This is a genomic window from Pseudomonas sp. LBUM1648, assembly GCF_059716145.1.
In genome coordinates this window covers 2,842,501-2,865,981 of record NZ_CP166808.1, presented here as the reverse complement: position 1 = coordinate 2,865,981, position 23,481 = coordinate 2,842,501, and the positions used below count along the sequence as shown (strand labels likewise).

The 23,481-nt window shown below is 62.8% G+C and carries 3 protein-coding genes and 2 rRNA genes (1 of these 5 only partly in view); all 5 read right to left on the bottom strand.

The genetic code is table 11. The features are described 5' to 3' along the window. Nucleotides 1-3 precede the first annotated feature (3 nt). A complete protein-coding gene (locus ACA043_RS13125; RefSeq protein WP_497659408.1) occupies nucleotides 4-9,123 on the bottom strand; it encodes a hybrid non-ribosomal peptide synthetase/type I polyketide synthase in 9,120 nt (3,039 codons plus the stop codon). After that, entirely contained in the window at nucleotides 9,120-13,232 is a 4,113-nt protein-coding gene (locus tag ACA043_RS13120; protein ID WP_497659407.1) for a non-ribosomal peptide synthetase, read from the bottom strand. The genes ACA043_RS13125 and ACA043_RS13120 overlap by 4 nt, the downstream gene beginning before the upstream one ends. Further along, on the bottom strand, nucleotides 13,229-22,321 hold the full coding sequence (locus ACA043_RS13115; protein WP_497659406.1) for a non-ribosomal peptide synthetase: 9,093 nt from the start codon (nucleotides 22,319-22,321) through the stop codon (nucleotides 13,229-13,231). Before ACA043_RS13115 ends, ACA043_RS13120 begins: the two co-directional genes overlap by 4 nt. Before the next feature lie 607 nt (nucleotides 22,322-22,928). Continuing rightward, nucleotides 22,929-23,044 (bottom strand): 5S ribosomal RNA (gene rrf, locus ACA043_RS13110). Nucleotides 23,045-23,195: 151 nt separating this feature from the next. Then, nucleotides 23,196-23,481: ribosomal RNA gene (locus ACA043_RS13105) — 23S ribosomal RNA — on the bottom strand; it runs 2,608 nt beyond the window's last position.

Here is a 23,481-nt window from a genome sequence, read left to right as displayed (position 1 = left end):
CATTCATATTGACGGCCCATCCGTGCCGATCACCTCGGCCAGCAACCGCGCCCAGCGACCGGCCACAATGCCGTAGTGATCGGTGTCCAGTGGTTGCCAACTGAGCAACTGCGGCAGCAATGCCTGCCAACGGCGGTGCAGGTCATCCATGCTCCAGGCGTTGCCCAAGCCATAAGGGTTAGGTTGCCCGGCGATGAACATCCGCACCGCCGTCGCAGCCAACATTGGCGGCTGGAAGTCAGCCATGCTGTTCATGTTGTTGCGGCAGCAGACTGTCAGCCGTTGCAGATAGGCCTGACGTTCTTCGGACATTGCCTGCCCTTCGACATTCGGCCAGCGCTGGGTAAACTCGCGCTCGAACACTTGCTCGATCACCTGCTCGTCAATGCCCGCCAGTTCCGCCCCGGCATCCGGTGCGGGAGGGTCGATCAGGTACAGTAGCGGTTGGTGGAAGCCGGCAACCTGCGCCTGTTGACACAACGCCTGTGCCACCCACGCGCCGAACGACCACCCGGCCAGACGCCAGGCGCCGCCATCAGGTTTGTGAGCCTTGATCGCCTGAAAATACAACTGCGCACGCTCGGCAACGCTGATGTTTGGCAACCCCGGAACACGCAACGCCGGGTCGGCGATCACGCACACTCCCAGGTCCGCAGGCAGTGCCGAAACCAGTTCCCGGTAGGCCTGAACATCGCCACCCACCGGGTGAATCAGGTACAGCCATTCGCGGCCGGCTCCGGCATGCCACTGATCAATCCGCACCGCGTCGCTCCAGCTCGGCTGCGTGACGCAAGGCACCTCCACAGCGCTCGCCTCCACCAGCCCGAGCACCTCGTTGAGGCTGACTTTGTGACTGAACTGCGACAGTTGGAACACCTCACCGGTGGCCGCTTGCAGTTCGTCGATCAGGTCCAGCAACGTCAGCGAATCCGCACCCAGGTCGTACAGCGAATGGTCGTCATCCAGATCGGCAATGCCGAGCCATTTGCACAGGCACTCACGCAGACGCGCGTGCAGATCCACGCCTTTCGGCGCCTCGGACGCTGTACCCGCGACGCCATGACGAACCGGATAAAAACGCCGCGAGAAGTCGATGCCCGTCGTGGAAACGAGCAACTGCGGCAACTGCGTGGCCATCGCCAGATCAAACACCCGGCAACCTTCCTCGGCCGACAGGCCGACCGTCAGATGCTCCTGATGCGCAACGTCTGCGCCATTGCTCGTCGTGGCCATGCCGATGTCACGCCAGATGTCCCAGTTGATCCCCAGGCGCAGACAAGCGCTGGCAGAGTCCGGACGATAGTGGACGAAGCCATCGAGAACCGCGCTGGCCGCCGCGTAGTCCAGGTGCCCGGCACCGCCGAACAGCGCCGACATCGACGAGCAGTACAGGACAAAATCTGGCGTCAGACGCTCGATCAAGGCTTCGACCGCGAGCATGCCGCGCGTCTTGGCCGCCATGGCCTGGGCCATTTGTCCGGAATCACGGTGGCGAATCAGACTGCCGGCACCGACGCCCGCCGCATGAATCACCCCGCTCATTCGGCCGTAACGCTTGGCCAGCTGATCGAGTATCTGTGGCCACCGCGTCAGGTCTGCGATGTCCGCCTGAATGCAGTCGATCCGCGACGCATAATCCGCCAGCGACGCCGGCAACTCGCCTTGACGCGAGAGCAGCACCACCCGCCGACCCGTTGCTTGCAACACGTGTTCGCACAAGGTACGACCGATCCCGCCCGTGCCGCCCAACACCAGGAACGTGCCCTCCTCCGGCAACAAAGTGGAAGCCGTTGCCGGGCCCTGCAAGGGCTGTGGCAACAACCGTGGCTGCCACAGGTAACCGTCGCGAATCGCCATGCGCCGTGGCAACGACGCCGGGTCGCCGAGCAACGCTGCCAGCTCTGCGGCTTGCGCATCGAGGTGCGGCGACGGCCAATCCAGCCAGTGACAACGCACCGGATACTCCTGAGGCACCACCTCAGTAATCCCCGCCAGTGCGGCCAGTTCAGGGCGGCGTATCTCGCCGTCCACCGCGCACGCCTGCCACGACATCAACCACAACCGCACACTTGTCGTGCGCGGGGTTTGCCCCCAGGCCTGCATCAGGGCGCTGACCGTGTCCAGACAGGCCCATTGCGACCGGTCGAGACTTTGCTCATCGACCACGCCCGCCACCGACAGCGGCAAGGCATGCAGCCAGTCCAGTTCGACGACCGAGGGTTCTCCCACCTCACCGAGCAATCGACTCAAGGCCTCGGCGTCGAGCGGGTCAAGTTCGAAACGATCCGCGCCGAGTCGCTTGAAGCCATTGCCGGCGCGCACCTGAACCACGCGTCGATAGACCGCACTCAGGCTCTCCAACAACGCAGCGCCGGGCGTGTCATGAGTGCAAAGGATCGCGACTTCGCGCGTCGCGCCCGTTGCCATCGCGCCCAAGCGCCGGGTGCGTACCCACTGCCGTTGGTGGAACCAGTCCGCCAGCGGTTGGCGCTCGAGGGTTGGCGACGGCGGCGCAACGGTTTCAGCCACGACCGAGGGTTGGAAGCGATAGGTCTGCAGATCGAACGATGACGGCGGCAAATCCCAAGGCGGCGGTGCCGAGCGCCGCGACCACTGAATGCTCGCCCCTTCGTACCAGGCGGCCAGCAGCTCAGGCACCGCATGATCCGCGGCATTCATCTGTACGCCCGAAGCACTGACTTCCTTGATCGAGGCAGACTGCAACGGGATGTCATCACCGGGCTGGCAAAGCATCGCAAAGCGCCAACGCAGTTGCTTGCGACCGCTTTGCAGATACCGCAGCAGCGCGGCATGCCGGTCGGGATACGCCAGCAGATAGTCTTTGATCGTGGCGATATCGCGCAGCAATTCGCCTCGGCTGTGAGCCGAGATCATCAGCAGTGGCAGGGTTTCTTCGCTCACGTCCGGCGCCAAAGGTGCAGCACCGACAATCACATGGGCGTTGGTGCCACCAATCCCGAAGCTGCTGACCCCGGCCAGTCGCCGCCGTCCTTGCGGCCACGGCCGGGACGAGGTGGGTACATAGAACGGCGAATGCTCAAGATCGATCTGCGGATTGATCCGGCCAAAGCCAAGGTTCGGCGGCACCACACCATGGAACACCGCAAGACTGGCGCGAATCAGCCCGACCACCCCGGCCGCCGCGCCCAGGTGACCGATCTGGCTTTTCACCGAAGCCAGCGCGCAACTCTCGGCAGGTGCCTCGCCGAAAGCCTGGGTCAATGCCGCGACCTCGATCGGATCACCCAGCAACGTGCCGGTGCCGTGGGCTTCGATATAGCCGATGTCCGCCCCGGTCAGTCCGGCGCGACTCAGCGCCTCGCGAATGACCGCACTCTGCCCGGCCACCGACGGTGCGGTGTAACTCATCTTGGCCCGACCATCGTTGTTCAACGCGCTGCCCTCGACCAGCGCATAGATCCGGTCGCCATCCGCCCGGGCCCTGGCCAGTGGCTTGAGTACCACAACGCCATAACCACTGGCGCCAATGGTTCCGCTGGCATCGTCGCTGAAAGGACGGCACAGACCATCGGCGGAAAAGATGTGCTGTGAGCGATGACGATAGCCATCGGTCAGCGTCGGATCGATCAGCACGCCGGCCGCCAGCATCACGTCGCTGTCACCCTGTTGCAGGATCGAACTGGCCAGGTGCACAGCGATCAACGAACTGCCGCACGCCGCCTGCACGCTCAGGGCCGGGCCATTGAGATCGAGGTGATAAGCGGCTTTGGTCGCGAGAAAATCCTTGTCGTGATGCAACGCCATCTGGAAGCCGTCCGGAAGATCGCCGTCAGCGGTTTCACGGAGCATCTGCTGGAAGTATGTGGTTTCGCCGCAACTGGCGATCAGGCCGATACGCGGCCCCTGCGCCGACGGCACGATGGCCGCGTGTTGCAGGGCTTGCACACACGCCATCAGCAAATGCCGCTGTTGCGGGTCCATCAGGCGTGCTTCCTGGCGGCTGATGCCGAAAAACTCGGGGTCGAAGTCGAGCATGCCGGCCAGTTGACTGCGGGCACCCACCAAACCTTCGCTCGCACTGAAGCGCTCGATGCCCAATGCGTTGCCCTGCACCATTGCCCAGAACTCGGACAGGTTCTGCGCGCCGGCCACATTGACCGACATGCCGATAATTGCCATCGGTTGATGACCCGCATCGGCCTGGCGCACGCGCTCCACGACAGCCATCGGTGCCTTCGACAGATGTGCTGCCAAGCGCCGTACCGTGACGTGTTCAAACAGATCGGCCATCGCCACCTGATGCGACAACGCCTGGTTATACCGAGCGTGCAAACGCATCAGACCGAGGCTGGTGGCGCCGGCCTCGAAGAAGGTCTGCTCCGGCTCGATGTCACGCCCGATCACTTCCTGGAACAGCTCGCTCAGTTGCCGCTCCAGCGCACTCAACGGCACGCCCGGCGGTGGCGCATTGCGCCGTTCCAGCGCTTCGCCCATCTCCGGCAACGCCTTGCGGTCAATCTTGCCGCTGGGGGTGCGTGGCCAGACGTCAATCCGCCGGTACTCATCAATGCGCACATGGGCCGGCAGTTGCCGCGCCACCAGACGATCCAGTTGTGCGCAGGTTGCTGGCTCGCCGTCGAGTTGCAGCCAAGCGGTCAGGCGCGGCGGCTCGGTTTGCACCGCCACCACCGCGTTGACCACCTGCGGCACCTGCATCAGCGCCGCCTCGATCTGCCCAAGCTCCAGACGATGACCACTGAGTTTGACCTGCTGATCATCACGTCCCAGATAATGCAGACAACCCAGAGCGTCCGCCCACGCCAGATCCCCGGTTCGATAAAACAGGCGACTGCCAACCTCGCCGTCTGCCAATTCGACAAACCGCGCGGCATTCAACGCCGGGTCGGCCAGATAACACCGGGCAACCATGGGCCCCGCGACCAGCAGGTAGCCACGGCAGCTGTTCGGCACCGGGCGATCGTGCTCATCGACCAACAGCAATCGGGCATTGCCGACCGCTTGGCCGATCGGAGCGCGCAGCGGCCAGTCGCGGGCCACGGCCGGCAAACGCAAGGCGCTGACCACATGGGTTTCGGTCGGCCCATAGTGATTGAACAGCGAGGCTTGCGGCATGCCACTGAACCAATTGCGCAATGCGTCGGTACAGAGCAGTTGCTCCCCGGCAGTCACCACTTCGCGCAACGCTCCCGGATAAATGCCACGGGCCACGGCGGTTTGCGCCAGATGCTGCAACGCCACATACGGCAGGAACAGCCGCTCGATCCGCGCCTCGACCAGATATCCCAGCAGCGCCTCGGCATCCTGGCGCCAGCCCGGGGTGATCAGGTGATAACAACCGCCACCGCACAGGGTGCTGAAGATCTCCTGAAACGACACGTCGAACGACAGCATGGAGAACTGCAACGTCACCGCTTTGGCCGGCAACTGCCCCTCGTTGCGTTGCCATTGCAGCAAGTTGCATAGAGTACGCTCCGACACCTGCACACCTTTCGGCGTACCGGTGGAGCCGGAGGTGAACAGCGTGTACAGCGGGCGTTCACCGCCGTGGCGTGGGCGTTGGAATGGCCGCACATCGGCATGCAGGTCAACCCGATGCAAAGCAAACCGCCCCGCATTCAGATCATCCAGCCTCGCCTCGGTCGCCGCGCTGAACAGCAGACAATGCGGTTGTGCCTGCGCCAACACTTGGCGCTGAATCGCCACCGGGTACGCAGGATCCAGCGGCACGGCGGTCAGGTTGAGCTTGGCCAGCGCCAGCAATGCGACGATGTGCTCCACCGAAGCCTCGAGGAACAGCACGACCTGCAACGGTGTATTCCCGAGCGGTAACGGATGGCGCTCGATCAAGCTTGCCGCCAGGGCATGGGCCAGCGCATTCAACTCGCCATAAGCGAGGCGCTGCTGCCCCTGCACCAGCGCAATGGCGTCGGGTGTGCTGTGCGCCTGATGTTCAAACCAGTCCGCGAGCGTGTTGAACGCCTGTTCGCTGATCGGGCCTTCGCTGGCCGCTGGCAAACCGGATCGATAAGGGTCGAGCAGATCGTCGAGGGTGGCTGCCGGGGATTCCAGCAGCAGATCCAGGCCACGGCGGAACAACGCGTTAACCGCGCTTATTTGCTCGGCATCGAAGTAGCTGCACTGATATTCCCACCAGCACTCCAATTGCGAGCCGGCGCCCACCATCAGCAATGTCAGCGGGCATTTAGCGTGCAACTCCTCGCTGAATTCCAGCTTGGCACGCAGGCCTGAATCGGCCAGCGCGGCGTAATCGGTGTTTTCCAGCACAAACATGAAATCGAACAGCGCGGTGCTCGACGACAGCCGCAGGTCTTCCACCAGATCAGCCAGTGCGACGTCCTGCAATGCCAACACCTCGCGCACGGTGGCGGCCTGCTTGCGCAACTGCTCGTCGAGTGTCGAAGACTGATCCACGGCGGTGGGAATCAGCACGGTGTTGGCAAACATGCCGACGGTGTCCTCGAATTCCGCCAGTGGCCGGTTGGCGACCGGGCTGGCAATACGCGGGCGCGCAACCCCGGTCAAAGCGTAGAGGCTCCAGGCGAAGACACTGAACAGCACTTCGAAACGGGTCAGCCGCTGTTGCGTGCAGAACCGTTCGAGGGCGGCACTGCGCACGTCGCCCAGCGGTTCCCGGTACAGCCTGGCGTGTGGGCTGACGGCGCGCATCGGCCGCAGCGTCGGCGAGGGTTCTTCCTGACGTCGGTGCAATTCGGCCAGGGCGCGGCGCTGATCGCGATAATACGGATCGACACTCCACTGCCGCTGCCACTGGCCAAATTCCAGCGCGGTCAGGCGTGCTGGCGGTTCCGGGCTCTCGCGGCCTTGCACGCTATCGGCATAGAGCTGAATCAGATCGTCGAACAACAGGTTCACCGACCAACCGTCGACGATGATGTGATGCAGATTCAGCAACAGCCGACAGCTGCCATCGGCAAACGGCAGCAGCCACGCCTGAAACAGGTTCGGTGTGCTCAGGTCGAACGGCGTGCCGAACACCAGCTCCGCGAACGCCCGCCAGTTGTGTTCGCTGAAATGCCCCACCGCAAAGGTGCGGCAGACCGGGCCCTGCTCGGCAATCAACTGATCAAGACCTTCAGCACCGGAGACGAACGCCGTGCGCAACCCCGGATGGCGAATCACCAGACGCCCCACGGCCTCGGCCAGCGCCGCGACCTCCACGCCCGGCGCCAGATGCAGAATCAGCGGGACGCTGTACGCCGTCGAGGTGGGCGAACGTTGTTGCAGCAACCACAAGCGACGTTGCTCCGCGGTGGCGGGCAAGCGTCGGGCAGTGCTGATGGACGGCGCGGGTGGATAGATCGAGTCACGGGTCAGTTCACCGGACAGTTGCTCGGCCAGCGTCGCGAAGGATTCGTTGAGCAACGTGCCGACAGCGATCTCGCGTTGCCAACGACTGCGAATTGCCGAACGCAGACGCATGGCCTTCAGCGAATCGCCGCCACTGCTCAGCCAGTCATCCTGCGCACTGAGCGTCGGTTGCCCGAGCAGTGAGCGGGCCTGCGACAACAGCCATTCCAGCGCTGGCGAAACGCTGCCGTCTTGCGTGGTGGCCGCTGGATGCCATGGGCTCAGTGCCTGCGCGAGCAAGTTATCGCGATCAATCTTGCCGTTGGCAGTCAACGGCAGACGCTCCAGCAGGAACAACTGATGCGGGCGCATGTGCGGCGCCAGTTGTGCCCGCAGATGGCTTTCGAAGGCGTGATAGTCCAATTCACCGCGCGGCACGATGAACGCCAGCAACTGATGATCTTCCGCCGCATTGCGCCGGGAGCAGACGTACACCTGCGCCACGCCCGGATGCTCAAGAATCCGTTGCTCCACCTCCGCCGGCTCGATTCGAAAACCGCGAATCTTCACTTGGCGGTCGACCCGCCCCAAGTACTCCAGCAAGCCTTCGGCGTTGCGCCGCACCCGATCGCCAGTGCGGTAATGCACCTGGGCACCGCCATCGATTTCGGGTAACCGTACAAACTGGCGTGCAGTTTCTTCGGGCCGGTTGCGATAACCCCGGGCGACACCGCTGCCACTCAAATACAGTTCGCCCACCTCACCTGCGGCCACCGGCCGTTGCCGGTCATCCAGCACCTGCAGACCGGTGTCCGGCAACCCACGCCCGATGGGCACCAGGTCGCCGACAAAGTCGCGCGGAATCGGCCAGCACACGGCGAACGTGGTGCATTCGGTGGGACCATAGACGTTGAAAATCCGGCAGGCGCTTTCAGGGTTGGCCCGGTACCAGGCACGCACGGCGACGGCGCTGATTTGTTCTCCACCGATCAGCACCTGACGCAGGCTGGAAAAGCACGCGGGCCACTCGGCGATCAAGCTGTTGAACAGCGAAACCGTCATGAACAGGTTGTCGACCCGGGTTTGCTCCAGAACTTCGGCCAGACGTCGTGCATCCAGCGCGTTTTCATCGGCGATCATCACGCAGCAGCCGCCGTTGAGCAGCGGTGCCCACAGCTCGAAACTGCACGCGTCGAAGGCCGGATTGGACAGGCAGGCAAAACGATCAGCCGGACGAATCTCGATATAAGCGTCGGTGTGCGCCAGACGCAGCAGACCGCGCTCGCCAACCTCCACCGCTTTCGGAGTGCCGGTGGTGCCCGAGGTGTAAAACAGGAACATCACCTCGGCGAACTCTTCAGTCAGTACTTGCGGCGGATGATCCGGCTGGTCGAGCAATGCCTCGACACTGGTTTGCCATAGCGGCGATGACAATGCCCACGGTTGCTCCTCGCCCAAGGTGATCAGGCCGACACAGGCCGCGTCGGCGCACATCACGTCGCGCCGCTTGAGCGGGCTGGCCCGATCCAGCGGAACCACCACGGCGCCGAGTTTCAAAGCGCCGAGGATGGTCGCCAGCCATTGCCAGGAGCGCGGCATGCACAGCGCCAGCGACTCGCCGGGTTGCACGCCCCGTGCCTGCAATCCTTTGGCGATGCGCTCGCTGGCACTGGCCAGTTGCGCGTAAGTCAGCTGCACCGATTGATCGATGACCGCCAACGCCTGTGGATCTCGCTGCACCTGCGCGGTAAAGCGTGCGAGCAACGTCATCTGATGGGTAGCGCTCATCATTTCGCCTCCTGCGAATCGCAACGTTGCAGTTCCTGCCTGATGATCAGCGACACCCGGTGGATTTCCGCGCTTTCGAGCATGTCCCAGTGGCCGCCGCTGACCAGTTTCGCCAGATAGCCGCTGCCGGCGCGGCGACGCCAAAATCCGCGCAGCTCATGCAATTGATGGCGGCTGAAATCTTCCCGCGCCTGAATCAGCACGACACGCCCGGCGCTTGGCGCGCACTCATAGGCGGCCATGGCCAGGCGGTTATGGTTGTAAAGATGGAAATAGCGCTCGACTTGCGCGTCTTCGATGCCGGGATACATGCCGTTGAAGCGCACCAGTTTGTCGCGGAACTCGGCCATGTCCACCGTACCGATCTGCTCGCGAAAACCCGGATCGTCGCTGCCCTGAGTATCGAGCAACACCACGCTCACCTGACGATGCCCTGCAGCCGTCAACAGCCGCGCCATTTCGTAGGCCACCAGGCCACCGAACGAGAGCCCGGTGAGCACCAGCGGCTGATTGAACAGCGGTTCGATCAGGCGCAGATATGCCTCGGCCATCGCTTCGACCGTCGGCTCGGTGCTCTCTCCCGGATTCAGCCCCGGCGATTGCACACCGTAGACGCCGGCGTCTTCGGGCAGCACCTTGGCCAGGGACAGGTAACAGAACGCCGTACCGCCCGCCGGGTGAATGCACACCACATTGCTGCGGCCGGCGCCCCGGCGAAATTCGATCAGATTGCTTTGCGCGGCGGCCGGGTTGGCCCCGATCCGCAGCCAGCCGCCCAACGCTTCGATGGTCGGGTAGCTGAGCACCACGCGCACCGGCACTTCCACCGCAAACATCTGGCTGATTTCATGGGCCATCTTGATCGCGGCGATGGACGTGCCGCCGACATTGAAAAAGTTGTCGCGAATGCCGATCTGCGGCGCCAGCAACAGGCTTTTCCAGATCTGATACAGCGCCAGTTCGATGTGATCGCGCGGGCTGCTCAGGTTGACCTGTCGATCGGCCAGGTCCTGATCCGCCAGTGCCGTCAACGCTGCGCGATCCACCTTGCCATTGGCGGTCAGCGGCAAGCTGTCGAGCCACAGATAGCTGCCGGGGACAACCGCTCTGGGCAGCGTCGCCGCCAGATGCGCATGCACCGCCGTCTCGTCCGGTTGCGCGGCGACCACGCAGCAAGCCACCAGCCGCTGATCCTGCGCCGTCTCGCCGACCATCAGCACCACAGCGCTGCGGATACCGGCAAACGCTTCGAGCCGAGCCTCGATCTCGCCAAGTTCCAGGCGAACGCCGCGCAACTTGACTTGAAAGTCGTTGCGGCCAAGGAATTCGAGTTGTCCGTCCGCGCGATAACGCGCCAGATCACCACTGCGGTAGAGCCGATCACCCGCCACGAACGGACTGTCGATAAAGCGCTCGGCACTGAGTTGTTCCAGCCCCAGATAACCCCGAGCGACGCCGACACCGCCGATGTGCAAGTGCCCGGTAACGCCCACGGGCACCGGCGCATCGCGTTCATCGAGCACGTAAAAACGGTTGTTGGCGATGGGCCGGCCGATTGGCAGTTTCAGCGCCGGCACGTCGGCGCCGGGCTGCAACGTCCAGATGCTGTTGATCACCGTGGTTTCGGTGGGGCCATAGACGTTGTGCAGGCGCACATGCGGCAGGCGCTCCTGGAAACGCCGGGCCAGGGCTGGCGGCAACTCACCGCCGCCGCTGAATACATCGGTGAGCGAAGCACACAGACTGACCTCTTCGACCTCCAGAAACAGCTCAAGCATTGCCGGCACAAACACCAGTGCCGTGACCTGCTGTTCGCGGGTTTCCCGAGCCAGATACGCCGGCTCGTAATGGCCGCCGGGCCGCGCTATCACCAGACGCCCGCCGGTTGCCAGCGGCCAGAATGTCTCCCAGGCCGAGGCGTCGAAACCGAACGGGATCTTGTGCAGCATCGCCCCTGCTTCGCCGCAGACCTGCAAACACCACAGCAGCAGATTGCTCAGGCCACGGTGGGCAACCATCGCGCCTTTGGGCAAACCGGTGGTGCCCGAGGTGTAGATCACGTAGGCCAGATGATCAGGCGTGACGCCGACACTGTGCGGATCGAGATTGTCCGCCGACAACTGCGCCCAACTCGCGGCGTCGTCCTTGAGGTTCAGCACCGGCGCTTCCCAGGTTGAACCTTGCAGGGCCTGACGCAAAATTCCGTGCGCCGAACCGAGGGTCAGCAGCACCGCCGGCGTACTGTCACCGAGCATATGACTCAGGCGCCCCAGCGGATAATCCGGGTCCAGCGGCACATAGGCGCCACCGGCCTTGAGCACCGCCAGCAATGCCACGGGCAACGCCAGCGAGCGCTCGATGCACACCGCCACGCGCACATCCGGGCCGACACCCAGGCTGAGCAAATGCCGCGCCAGGCGGTTGGCCTGGGCATTCAGTTCGGCGTAACTCAGCGACTCGCCTTCGAACACCACCGCGCAAGCCTGCGGGTTGCGCGCGACTTGGGTTTCGACCAGACGATGAACGCAGTCGACCGCTTGCGTCAACGGAGCCGCGTGATTGAAGTCGAGCAGAATCTGCTGACGCTCGGCTTCGGCCAATAACGGCAGCGCACCGATCGGTTGCTTGGCGTCCGCGGCAATCTCTTTGAGCAGATGCCGGTAATGTCCGCTCAGGCGTTCGATGGTCGCGACGTCGTACAGGTCGGTGTTGTATTCCACCAACAAGTCCAGACGCCCCTCGCGCTCGACCCATTCAAACGCCAGATCGAACTTGGCCGTGGCACTGCTGGTGCTGTACGGCGCCAGTGCCAGACCGGGCATTTGCACGGCGCTGCCGGGGGTGTTCTGCAGCACCAGCATCACCTGAAACAGTGGCGAATGACCGGTATCACGCTGTGGGTTGACAGCCTCGACCACGCGGTCGAACGGCACGTCCTGATGGGCGTGGACGTCGAGCATCTGGCCGCGCACCTCGCGCAGCAGTTCGGCGAAGGTCTGCTGCGCGTTCAGGCGTTGACGCAGCACCAGCGTATTGACGAAGTGACCGATCAGCGGCTCGATTTCCGCACGGTTGCGGTTGGCGAAAGGCGTGCCGATGCACAAATCCTGCTGGCCGCTGTGGCGCCACAGCAACACCGCCAACGCCCCCAGCAGCACGTTGAACAGCGTGCCCTGCGTCTGCCGGGCCAGCGCCGTGAGTTCGCGCAGCGTGCCGCCATCGACGGACGAACTGAAAGTCGCCCCGACATAACGCTGCACCAACGGTCGCGGCCGGTCGGCGGGCAAGGTCGACAGCGCCGGCGCATCGGCCAGGGCGCGGCGCCAGTAGTCGAGTTGATCGTCCAGCATCGCTCCGCCCACGCGCTGTTGCTGCCAACAGGCGTAGTCGGCGTATTGCACCGGCAGCGGCGCCAGACTCGACGCCTCGCAACGCTGATAATCGCCATACAACACGGCGACCTCATGCAGGATCACGCCCATCGACCAACCGTCCGCGATGATGTGATGCACGCTGTAAAGCCACAGGTATTCGTCGTCGGCCAGGCGCAGCAAAGACGCGCGCAGCAACGGCCCGCTGGCCAGATCGAACGGCGCACGGGCCTCCTGCTCGACGGCGCGGCTGACCTGCTGCTCACGCTCGCTGACAGGCACCTGGCGCAGATCTTTCACCGGCAACGACTGCGCCAGTGGCGGATGCACCACTTGGCGCGGCTCGCCTTCCACGCGGCAGAAAGTGGTGCGCAGGATTTCGTGGCGACTGACCAGTTCATTCAGCGCGCGCTCCAGCAGCGCAACGTCCAGAGGTCCCTTGAGCGTCACTGCGGTTGGCACGTTGTAGAACGGGTTACCGGGTTCGAGTTGGTCGAGAAACCACAGTTGCCGCTGTGAAAACGACAACGGCCAGGCCGTTTGCTCGCCGCCACGACGGGGAATCGCCGCGCTGTCCTGGCCACCGAGCAAGGCAATCAGTTCCTGCTTGTGTTGCTTGAGCGCCTGGGTCAGCTCTTCGGTGAGAAAACCCCGAGGCGCCTTGCAGCGCAGTTTGTCGCCATCCACATCGAGCACCACGCCATGACGAGCGAACAGCGCCAGCAATTGATCGGCATTCATACTTCGAATTCCTCCATGTCATCGTCGTCAAGGCATTCAGTCACCGGCACCGGGGCATACGCCTCAACCGACGCGCGGTGTTGCTCATCGGCCGTGCGCAAACCACCGATCATCGAGTAGATCAGCTCATGGCTCGGCCCGAGGTCGAACAGCGCCGCCAGCGACTGCTCCTCGACCGAACCGATCCCGCACAGGCCCAGGCCTTGTTCGACGGCGGTCATGCTCAGCAACTGCGCCATGGCGCCACTTTCGATGTGGCAGAAGTCACGGCTGCGCTCGCCATACAACGGACGAATCGCCGCCATGTCGGCGATGAAAAACAGCGAGAATGCAGCGTTTTCGTACACCGGACGATTGACGAAATAGTCATAGGTGTCCGGGTCGAGCACACCGCTCTGCAGCGCGAGCAAGCGATGCTGGCGGGGATCGTAGTAATACGCGCCACCGGGCACGCCGCGCACCCGATCCGGCTTGACGTACAGGTACGTCTGCATCGGATACAGCCCGCCCGCCGACGGGAACTGGTATTTCGCCTCCCCGTCCAATTGCCCTTGCGCCAACGCCGCCAACCATTGCGCGAAAACCTCGCCGGCAATCGGCTGCGGGCTGTACTGACGCACCGAGCGATACTCGCTGAAGCGCCGGGCGAACGTCGGGTCTTGTGGCAACGCCAGTTCCAGCGTCGGCAAGGCTTGAGCGAACTCGCGCCGCCCGCGCTGCTCCGCCTTGAACTGCGCCCGTAACTGCGGATCTTCGATGACTTGCGCAGGGGTGTCCGATGGTTGCTGAACGCTGCCGATGACCTCTTGGCGAACCCGGCTCTGGCGGTACATGGCGAGCAGATGCTGAAGTGTCGGCTGAGCCAGCAGTTGCGCCACGTGCGGGCGGAACTGCAAGGCGCTGGACAGCGCATTGCTGATCCTGACGATATCGATGGAGGTCGCGCCAAGGTTCAGCAGGTTGGCGTTGGCGACAATCGCATCGCGCTTGAGCACGCCCTGCACGATCTCCACCAGGCGCTGCTCCTGCGGGCCATCGACTTGCAGTGCCGGCCCTTGTTCCTCGGTTTGAGCCGGCTCCGGCAGACGTTTCTTGTCGACCTTGCCATTGGACGATAACGGCCAGGCCTCCACGAAAGTGAACGACGACGGAATCATGTAGGCCGGCAGCTTATCCGCCAGGTATTCGCTGAAGTCCCGGGCTTGCAGTTCCGGATCAGCCTTTAGCACGTAACCGGCGAGGCGCTTCTCTCCCAACGTGCTGCCCAGGATGCGCACCACGGCGCTCTGCACGCCCGGATGGCGGTTGAGAGCAGCTTCGATCTCGCCCAGTTCGATGCGATAACCCTGAACTTTGACCTGATTGTCTTCGCGGCCGAGAAACTCAATGTTGCCGTCCGGTAACAAACGCCCCAGATCCCCGGTGCGATACAGGCGTTCGCCGGTCAGTGGATGGGCGAAGAAGCTGCCGGCACTGAGTTTTTCATCGCGCCAGTAACCCTTGGCCAGGCCGATGCCACCGATGTACAACTGCCCCGCGACCCAGGTCGGACGCACTTGCAGCGCTTCGTCCAGCACGTAAAAACGCTGGTGATCGAGGGCCTTGCCATAAGGGATGCTGCGCCAAGACGGATCAACGTTTTGCACGGCGTAACCGATCGACCAGATCGACGCTTCCGTTGCGCCGCCCAGACTCATCAACTGCAAGTCCGGCTGCAAGGCCCAGGCCCGTTCGGGCAAGGTCAACGGGATCCAGTCGCCGGACAACATCGCCAGGCGCAGGTGGGCGGGCAATGCACCACCCTCGCCCTCCACATACTCAAGCAGCATGCCGAGCAGCGCCGGCACCGAGTTCCACAAACTGATCCGGTGACGCTCGATCAACGTCAACCAGTGCGCCGGGTCGAGCGCCAGTTGTGGTTCGAGCACAACCACCGCCGCGCCCACCGCCAGGGTGCCGAAGAAGTCATAGACCGAGAGATCGAAACTCAGCGACGAGATGGCCAACACCCGATCCGTCGGGCCGACGGCAAAGCGTCGGTTGATGTCGAGCAACGTGTTGACCGCACCGCGATGATCAATCACCACGCCTTTTGGCTGGCCGGTGGAACCGGAGGTGTAGATCACGTACGCCAGATCGCTGCTGACCAGCTCTACCGGTCGCAAAGCAACGACTTCAGCAGTGACAGCGTCGGTCACGGCAATCGCCGTCACTGGCGCCGGCCATTCGATCTTGTCGATCAGTGCCGGTTGGGTCAGTGCCAGACTCGCCTCGGCCCGCTGCAGAATATGCCGCAGGCGCTCCGCCGGCTGAGTGGGTTCAATGGGCAGGTAAGCGCCACCGGCATAGAGAATCGCCAGGGTCGCCACCACTTGCTCCCAGCCCCGTTCCATCACCACCGCGACCAACTGATTCGGCACCACGCCCTGCGCTTGCAGCGCGGCGCCGAGTTGCCGGGCCTCTGCACGCAGTTGGCGGTAAGTCAGCTGCCGCGCGCCGATCACCGCCAGCGCATCGGGCGTGGCGAGCGCCTGACGTTCGAACAGTTCGTGCATCAGGGGCAGCGTGTCGTGGCTGTCGACAGGCGCCGGCAGCCGCGCTTGCGGCAGCAGCTGCGGTGTGTCCGCGTCCCACGCTTGGGGTTCGCACAGACGATCGAGCAGCGCGTTATAGGCGACGAACATCTGCTCGATCAGGCCTTCGGGAAACAGTTCGTCGATGCTGTCCCAGTTGAACAACAGGCGTCCTTCCAGTTCCAGCAACGTATGGTCGAGCCACACTTGCGGGGTCTGGGTGATGCTGTGCATGTGCCGGGCGTTCAAGGCGTCCGCCAGATTGAACTCGGCCAGTTCCGGCGCTGCTTCCGACAATGTGCTGTTGAACACAATCGGCATAGCCGTCTGCTGCACGCCCCGGGCCTGCGACAACTCACGCAACACCCGTACACCGCTGACCGCCGAATGATCAATGTCTTGCCACAACCGCGCCTGCACGGCACGGGCCTTTTCGGTAAAACTCAGCGCCCCGTCGATCGCCACTTCCAGCAACACCAGCGAGGTGAAGTCACCAATGATTTCGTCAACGTCCGGGTGCAACGGCATGCGATTGAACAGCGGCAGGCTCAAGGTGAAGCGTGGCGTGCGACTCCACAATGCGAGCACTTCGCTGAACGCTGTCAAGAGCATCACCGAAGGCGTCACTGCAAACTGTTTGGCCACCTCTTTGAGCCGGCTCCACTGCGCCGCTGACATGTCGCGGTCGCGCCGCGTGAAGTGTGGATTGGCAATGCTCTCGGGCTGACGCACCAGCGGCAGATCCGGTGCCGGTGCCAGGGTGGTCACCCGTTCACGCCAGTAACTCAGCGCTTGCTCGTAACGGCTGGCGCTGCGCAGTTGTTGCTCGGCCAGCACATAGTCGCGGAACGTCAGGCCCGGTTCCGCCAGATCAAGGGTCGGATCGACGTAGAACGCCATCAATTCGCGCGCAAGAATCTGCGTGCTCGCAGCATCGACGATCAGCGCATCCAGGCTGATGTGCAAATGGGTAATGCCGTCATCAAGCAGCGACACACTGAACTCGAACAGCGGCCAGCGACTGGCATCCAGCACCTGATGGGACTGGCGTTCACGAGTCGCTTCCAGCGTGCGCAGCGCCACCTCGGCCGGCAGACCGCGCAGGTCGCTGCGCGGCATGCAATACGTCGGCACCTGTGCCAATACCTGCTGCGTGCCGTCACTGAGGAACACCACGCGCAGCATGTCGTGACGCTGGATCATGCGATTCAACGCCTGCTCGAAACGTTCCGCATCGAAGTCGGGAATGCGCAATTCTTCATAGCCGTGGGCACTGACGCCACCAAGGCTGACCGTGGCCTCACGACCGAACCAGTAGGCTTGCTGGATATCGGTCAGAGGGAATGGCTCATGTCGGGCGCCGCGATCCGGTTCGATCTGGCTGAAGGCAGGCTCGATATAAGTGTCGGCATCACGTGCGCCGTGCACGTGCGCCGCCAGGTCCATCAGCACCGGCTTCTGGAACAGGCTGCTGAGCGACAACTGCGCGCCCATGCGCTGATTGATCGCGTAGATCATCCGCGTCGCCAGCAACGAATGCCCGCCCAGGTCGAAGAAGTTATCGTGGATACCGACCCGCTCGCACTTGAGCACCTGCGCCCAGATATCGGCCATTTGCCGTTCGATGTCGTTACGCGGCGCCACGTATGCGGCCCCGGTGCTGCGCTCCGGCGCAGGCAACGCTTGCCGGTCGAGCTTGCCGTTGCGGGTCAGCGGCAGTTGCGACAGCCTGACCCACGCGCTCGGGATCATGTGTTCGGGCAAGTGCCGTTGCAGTTCGGCACGCAGCACCTCACTGCTCGCGGAGCCGACCACATAAGCCACCAGACGCTTGTCGCCGGCCACGTCTTCACGCAACAGCACGGCGGCTTCCTGCACGCCGGGTTGCTGCTGCAACAGGCTGTCGATCTCGCCGAGTTCGATGCGGAACCCGCGCAGCTTGACCTGTTGGTCGATGCGTCCCAGGTATTGCACGTTGCCGTCGGACTGGAACTTGGCTTGGTCGCCGCTGCGATACATCCGCGCGCCGGGCTCGTCACTGAACGGATCAGGAAGGAAGCGTTCGGCGGTCAGATCCGCGCGGTTCAGATAACCTCGGGCCAGGCATGCACCGGCGATGTACAACTCGCCTGCCACGCCGACCGGCACTGGATTCAGATGCTCATCCAGCACGTACAGCCGCGCATTGGCGATGGGGCGACCGATAGGCGGCGCATCCGGCCAGGCCTCGGCCTCGCTGCACGAAAGGCTGAATTGACTGACCACATGGGTTTCGGTCGGCCCGTATTGGTTGTGTAATTGCGCGCCACCGAGACCTCGGACAAAACCGCGCAACTCATCATTGATTTGCAGGGCTTCACCGGCCGTGATGATCTCGCAGCCGCCGACCGGCATCGGTGCATCGGCCTCGGTCAGGCCGGCGAGTTGCTGCAACACGGCGAACGGCAGAAACGCCCGCTGCACACCTTCAGCCACCAGCGTCGGACGCAACGCGGCAAGGTCCTTGCGGCTGTCTTCGGTCATCAGCAACAGGCTGCCGCCCTGGCAGAGCGTGCTGCAGATTTCCTGGAACGACACATCGAAGTTCAGCGACGCGAATTGCAGCACACGCTGCGGCGTAGTGGCCTGGTCGAGTTGCCAGGCGATCAGGTTATCCAGCGCGCGACGGCTGTGCGCCACGCCTTTGGGGCGTCCGGTTGAGCCGGAGGTGTAAAGCACGTAGCCGAGGTTTTCCGGGCTCACCGCTACCTGTGGCTCGTGGCTCGGATGCTGCGCCCATTGCTGCGCTTCAGTGTCCAGGCAGCAGATTTCCATCTCATCGCTGACGGGCAATCCGGCAAGCAGGCCGGCCTGCGTCAGCAACAGGGTCGGCGCGGCATCGCTGAACATGAACGCCAGACGTTCACTCGGATAGGCCGGATCGAACGGCACGTACGCCGCGCCCGCCTTGAGGATCGCCAACAGGCCGATAACCATCTGCGGCGAGCGTTCCAGGCACAGGCCAACTCGATGCTCGGGGCCAATGTCTTTCTCGATCAGGTAATGGGCGAGTTGGTTGGCGGCGCGGTTCAATTCGCCGTAGCTCAGTTGCTCGCTTTCGGAGAGCAACGCCACAGCGTCGGGCATCTGCCGGGCCAAGGTTTCGAAGCGTGCCACGCAACCGGGTATCGACGAGGTATCGCGGGTGGTGCGGTTCCAGTCGTGAACGATTTTGCGCTGCTGTTCGGCGCTCAACAGGTTGATCATCGCCAGCGGCTGATGGCTGTCCTCGACCATCTGCTCCAGCACCCGGCGCAGGTAATCGCCAAACTGCTCGACGGTGTCTCGATTGAACAAGCCCGAGGCGTATTCCAGGCCACCGACAATCTGGCCGTCGCGCTCACTGAGTGCCAGTTGCAGATCGAACTTGGCCACGTGATGACCACTCTCGACCGGAGTGACCTCCAACCCGCTCAACAGCAGGTCCGAATCCTGATCCTGCTCCCAGGCAAACAGCACCTGAAACACCGGACTGTGCGCCAGGCTGCGCGGCGGGTTGAGCAACTCCACCACTTGCTCGAACGGCAGATCCTGATGTTCCTGGGCCTCCAGCGCCACCCGCCGCGCCTGTTGCAGCCATTGCGCCACTGACGGTGTGCCTGAGCGAGTCATGCGTAGCGCCAGGGTGTTGACGAAGAAACCGATCAGCCCGTGCAACTCCTGCTGAGGCCGGTTGGCCGATGGGACGCCGATCACCACATCGCTCTGCCCCGCCAGGCGCGACAACAGCAACGAAAAACCGGCCAGTAAAGTCATGAACAACGTGGTGCCTTGCTGCATGCCCAAGGTCTTCAAGCGAACGGTCAAGGCCTCGTCGAATACCAGCGGCACATAACCGCCGAGGTAGTCCTGCACGGGCGGACGCTTGTGATCGGCTGGCAACTCCAGCAGCACTGGTGCACCCGCTAGCGTTTCGCGCCAATAGCGGTTTTGGCGAGCCAGTTCGTCACCGCACAGCCACTGCTTTTGCCACACGGCATAATCCACGTACTGCACGGGCAATGCCGGCAGCGGATCCTCGCGATCCTGCAACGCCGCTTCGTACAACTCGCCCAGTTCGCGGGTAAGCACGCCCATCGACCAGCCATCCGAAATGATGTGGTGCTGGGTCAGCAACAGCACGTGATCGTCCGCCGCCATCCGCACCACGCTGACCCGCATCAACGGGCCACGGCTCAAGTCGAACGGCTTGGCGCCCTCTTCGTCGATCAATCGGTTGAGACGCTCTTGCGCGTCAGGCCCCTGAAGGTCAATCACCGTCAGCCGGATGCTGTGTGCTGGTGGCGAAACCCGTTGCCGCCCTTCGCCTTCAACGGAGAGGAAAGTGGTACGCAGCGCCTCATGGCGCGCCACCAGTTGATTGAAACTGCGTTCAAGTGCCGCCACGTCCAATGAGCCACGCAAGCGCAGGTTCAACGGCATGTGATAAGCCGCGTTACCGCCCTCCATTTGTGCCAGAAACCACAAGCGCTGCTGAGCAGACGACAACGTTTGCGCGTCCGACCGTGCAACGGCCGTAATGGCTGGACGAGCCGCAGCCTGACTGGCTTGCAGCCGTTTGGCGAACTCTGCGAGCACGGGTGCAGCGAACAGCGCTGAAGCTGTCACTTCCAGCCCAAGATCGTGGCGAACTCGGGCCAGCACCCGCATCACCAACAACGAGTGGCCACCCAACGCGAAGAACTGATCCTGACGACCGATCCGCTCAACGCCGAGCACTTCGGCCCAGATCGCAGCGAGCGCAGTTTCCAGCGAACCTTGCGGCGCCTGATAATCCTGTTGATCAAATGCTGCGACGTTCGGGGCCGGTAAATTGGGGCGATCCACCTTGCCGTTGGCGGTCAAAGGCAACGCATCGAGACGCACGAACGCTGTCGGCACCATGAAATCCGGCAGGCTCAATTGCAGTTGCTCACGCAGTGAGCGGGAGGTCAGCGCGGTGGCTGCGTCGGCGCAGAAATAAGCGACCAGTCGCGGCTCATGCGCGCCGTCCTGACGCAGCAGCACCACGCTTTCACGCACGCCCGGGATGTCCGCCAGGCGCGTTTCAATTTCCCCCAATTCCAGGCGCAGGCCGCGCAACTTGGCTTGGGAGTCGTTGCGCCCAAGGAACTCCAGTTGCCCATCGGCCCGATATCGCGCCAGATCACCCGTGCGGTACAGACGCTCGCCCGTCACGAACGGGCTATCAACGAAACGCTCGGCGGTGAGTGTCGGCAGGTTCAGATAGCCTCGCGCCACACCGATGCCACCTATGTGCAACTCACCCGCGACACCCACGGCGACAGGCGCACCTTGAGTGTCGAGCAGGTAAATCCGGGTGTTGGGCAGCGCCCTACCTATGGGCAGCACGCCATCAATCTGGCTTGCGTCGCTGAGTTCAAAACAGGTGCTATCGATGCTCGCTTCGGTGACACCGTAGGCCTGGACGATTTGCACGCGGTCACCACAAAGCCTGCGCAATTGCCGTGCGCTGTGGGCGGTCCAGATGTCCGAGCCGCAGACCACGGTGCGCAGGAACGACAGGTCGTGAGCATTTTCTTCGACCCAGGCCAGCAAAGGGTTGAGCAGCGCTGGCACGAAGTCGGCAAAACCGATATGCGCTTCGTTCATCAGGCGATACAGCGCCGGCGGGTCAATCAGGGTTTCCCGAGGGCACAACACCAGCGTGCCGCCAAAACCCAGCGCCCGAATCAGATCGGCACTGAACACGTCGAATGAAAAACCCGCCATTTGCAGGTGATTGATTGGCTCGTCCAAGGCATAGAGCTGCTCCCAAGCGGCGCTCACAGCGATAAGCCCGCGGTGCTCGACCATCACGCCTTTCGGGGTGCCAGTCGAACCGGAGGTGTAGATGACGTAGGCCAGATGCCGTGGTGTCAGGCCGACAGCGTGCGGATCGGGATTGTCTGGCGAGAGCGAAGCCCAATGGCTGGAATCGGCCAGATCAAGGATGGTCGGAGCAGTGACCGAATGCTCGAGCGCCGCCGACAATGCAAGCTTCGCCGCGCCGTGGGTGAGCACCACCGGCGGTGCGCTGTCAGCCAGCATGTGTGCCAGCCGCGCCTGCGGATACGCCGGATCCAACGGCACATAAGCGCCGCCGGCCTTGAGCACCGCAAGCACGCCAATCAGGGTGTCGAGCGAACGCTCAAGGCACAACCCGACGCGCACGTCCGGCCCGACCCCGAAACTGCGCAGGTGATGGGCCAGGCGATTGGCGCGGGTATTGAGATCACGGTAACTGATCGCCTCTGTCTGCCAACGTGCCGCAATAGCATCGGGATGGCGCAGCACCTGCGCTTCAAACAGGCCGTGCACGCACATGTTTTCATCGAACGACTGCGTCGCGCTGTTCCAGTCGTGGATCAGTCGCTGGTAGTCGGAATCGGTCAATGCCGAAGCGGCTGGCGATTTTCTGGATGAAAGGTCGGGCTGCGCAGGCGTCGTCCCGCGCAAGGAAGTGTTGTCGAGCATCGGAGGCTACCGTCCATGACTACTTTATTTTTTTGATCAGACGGCGACAGTACGTCCCCGTCAGTCAGGCCCCGGCCTCAAGTGCCGGTTCGGTGATTCGAATTCAGGGAGATGGCGCGGCGCGCGCGCGCAGAGCTAAGTCCGACGCGGGCACACACATGAAATCCGGGGGAGATGAGCAGGCGAAAAAAACCGCAACGCGGTCAGCACAAACAGCTGGAGAATTGACTGGCGCACTGGCGAGATCGTTCGCCTTGGCCATTACATCGTCGATTGCAAACCGCGTGACCAATTGAAACCTCGCCTTCCATTTGAGGGTCAACGACGAGGAACAACCTGTGCGGGGATAACAGCGCCAGGGTGGTCCCGATCGGCTGCGATTACCGGGTCTGTGGACACGCGGCAATCTTCTGGCGCCGGGCTTATGACCCGAAACGCCGTCGGATAATAACCCTGTTTTTTACTGGCGAGGCAAACAAAATGTAGGAAATTTGCGAAATAAGTATCGGACGCTTCCTGCGCCATTGCGCTTTTGAATGCTCTCCGAACTTTCCTGCGGGTAAAACAAAACCCCAACTGCTTTCGCAATTGGGGTTTCGGAATTTAATCTTGACGATGACCTACTCTCACATGGGGAAACCCCACACTACCATCGGCGATGCATCGTTTCACTGCTGAGTTCGGGATGGGATCAGGTGGTTCCAACGCTCTATGGTCGTCAAGAAATTCGGGTACTGAGTCGTGACCTGTTGGCCTCGCTTCAGCAAATTGGGTATGTGACAGCTGTCGGTGTTTTGTCAACATCGAACTTTCGGTTCGTTTCGTCTTCACACACCGCAATCTGGCCTTTCGACGCAAATTGCTTGGGTGTTATATGGTCAAGCCTCACGGGCAATTAGTATTGGTTAGCTCAACGCCTCACAGCGCTTACACACCCAACCTATCAACGTCGTAGTCTTCGACGGCCCTTCAGGGAACTCAAGGTTCCAGTGAGATCTCATCTTGAGGCAAGTTTCCCGCTTAGATGCTTTCAGCGGTTATCTTTCCCGAACATAGCTACCCGGCAATGCCACTGGCGTGACAACCGGAACACCAGAGGTTCGTCCACTCCGGTCCTCTCGTACTAGGAGCAGCCCCTCTCAAATCTCAAACGTCCACGG

Coding starts and splice junctions, on each gene's coding strand:
- ACA043_RS13125 (WP_497659408.1), bottom strand. CDS start 9,123: ATGATGAGCGCTACCCATCAGATGACGTTGCTCGCACGCTTTACCGCG.
- ACA043_RS13120 (WP_497659407.1), bottom strand. CDS start 13,232: ATGAATGCCGATCAATTGCTGGCGCTGTTCGCTCGTCATGGCGTGGTG.
- ACA043_RS13115 (WP_497659406.1), bottom strand. CDS start 22,321: ATGCTCGACAACACTTCCTTGCGCGGGACGACGCCTGCGCAGCCCGAC.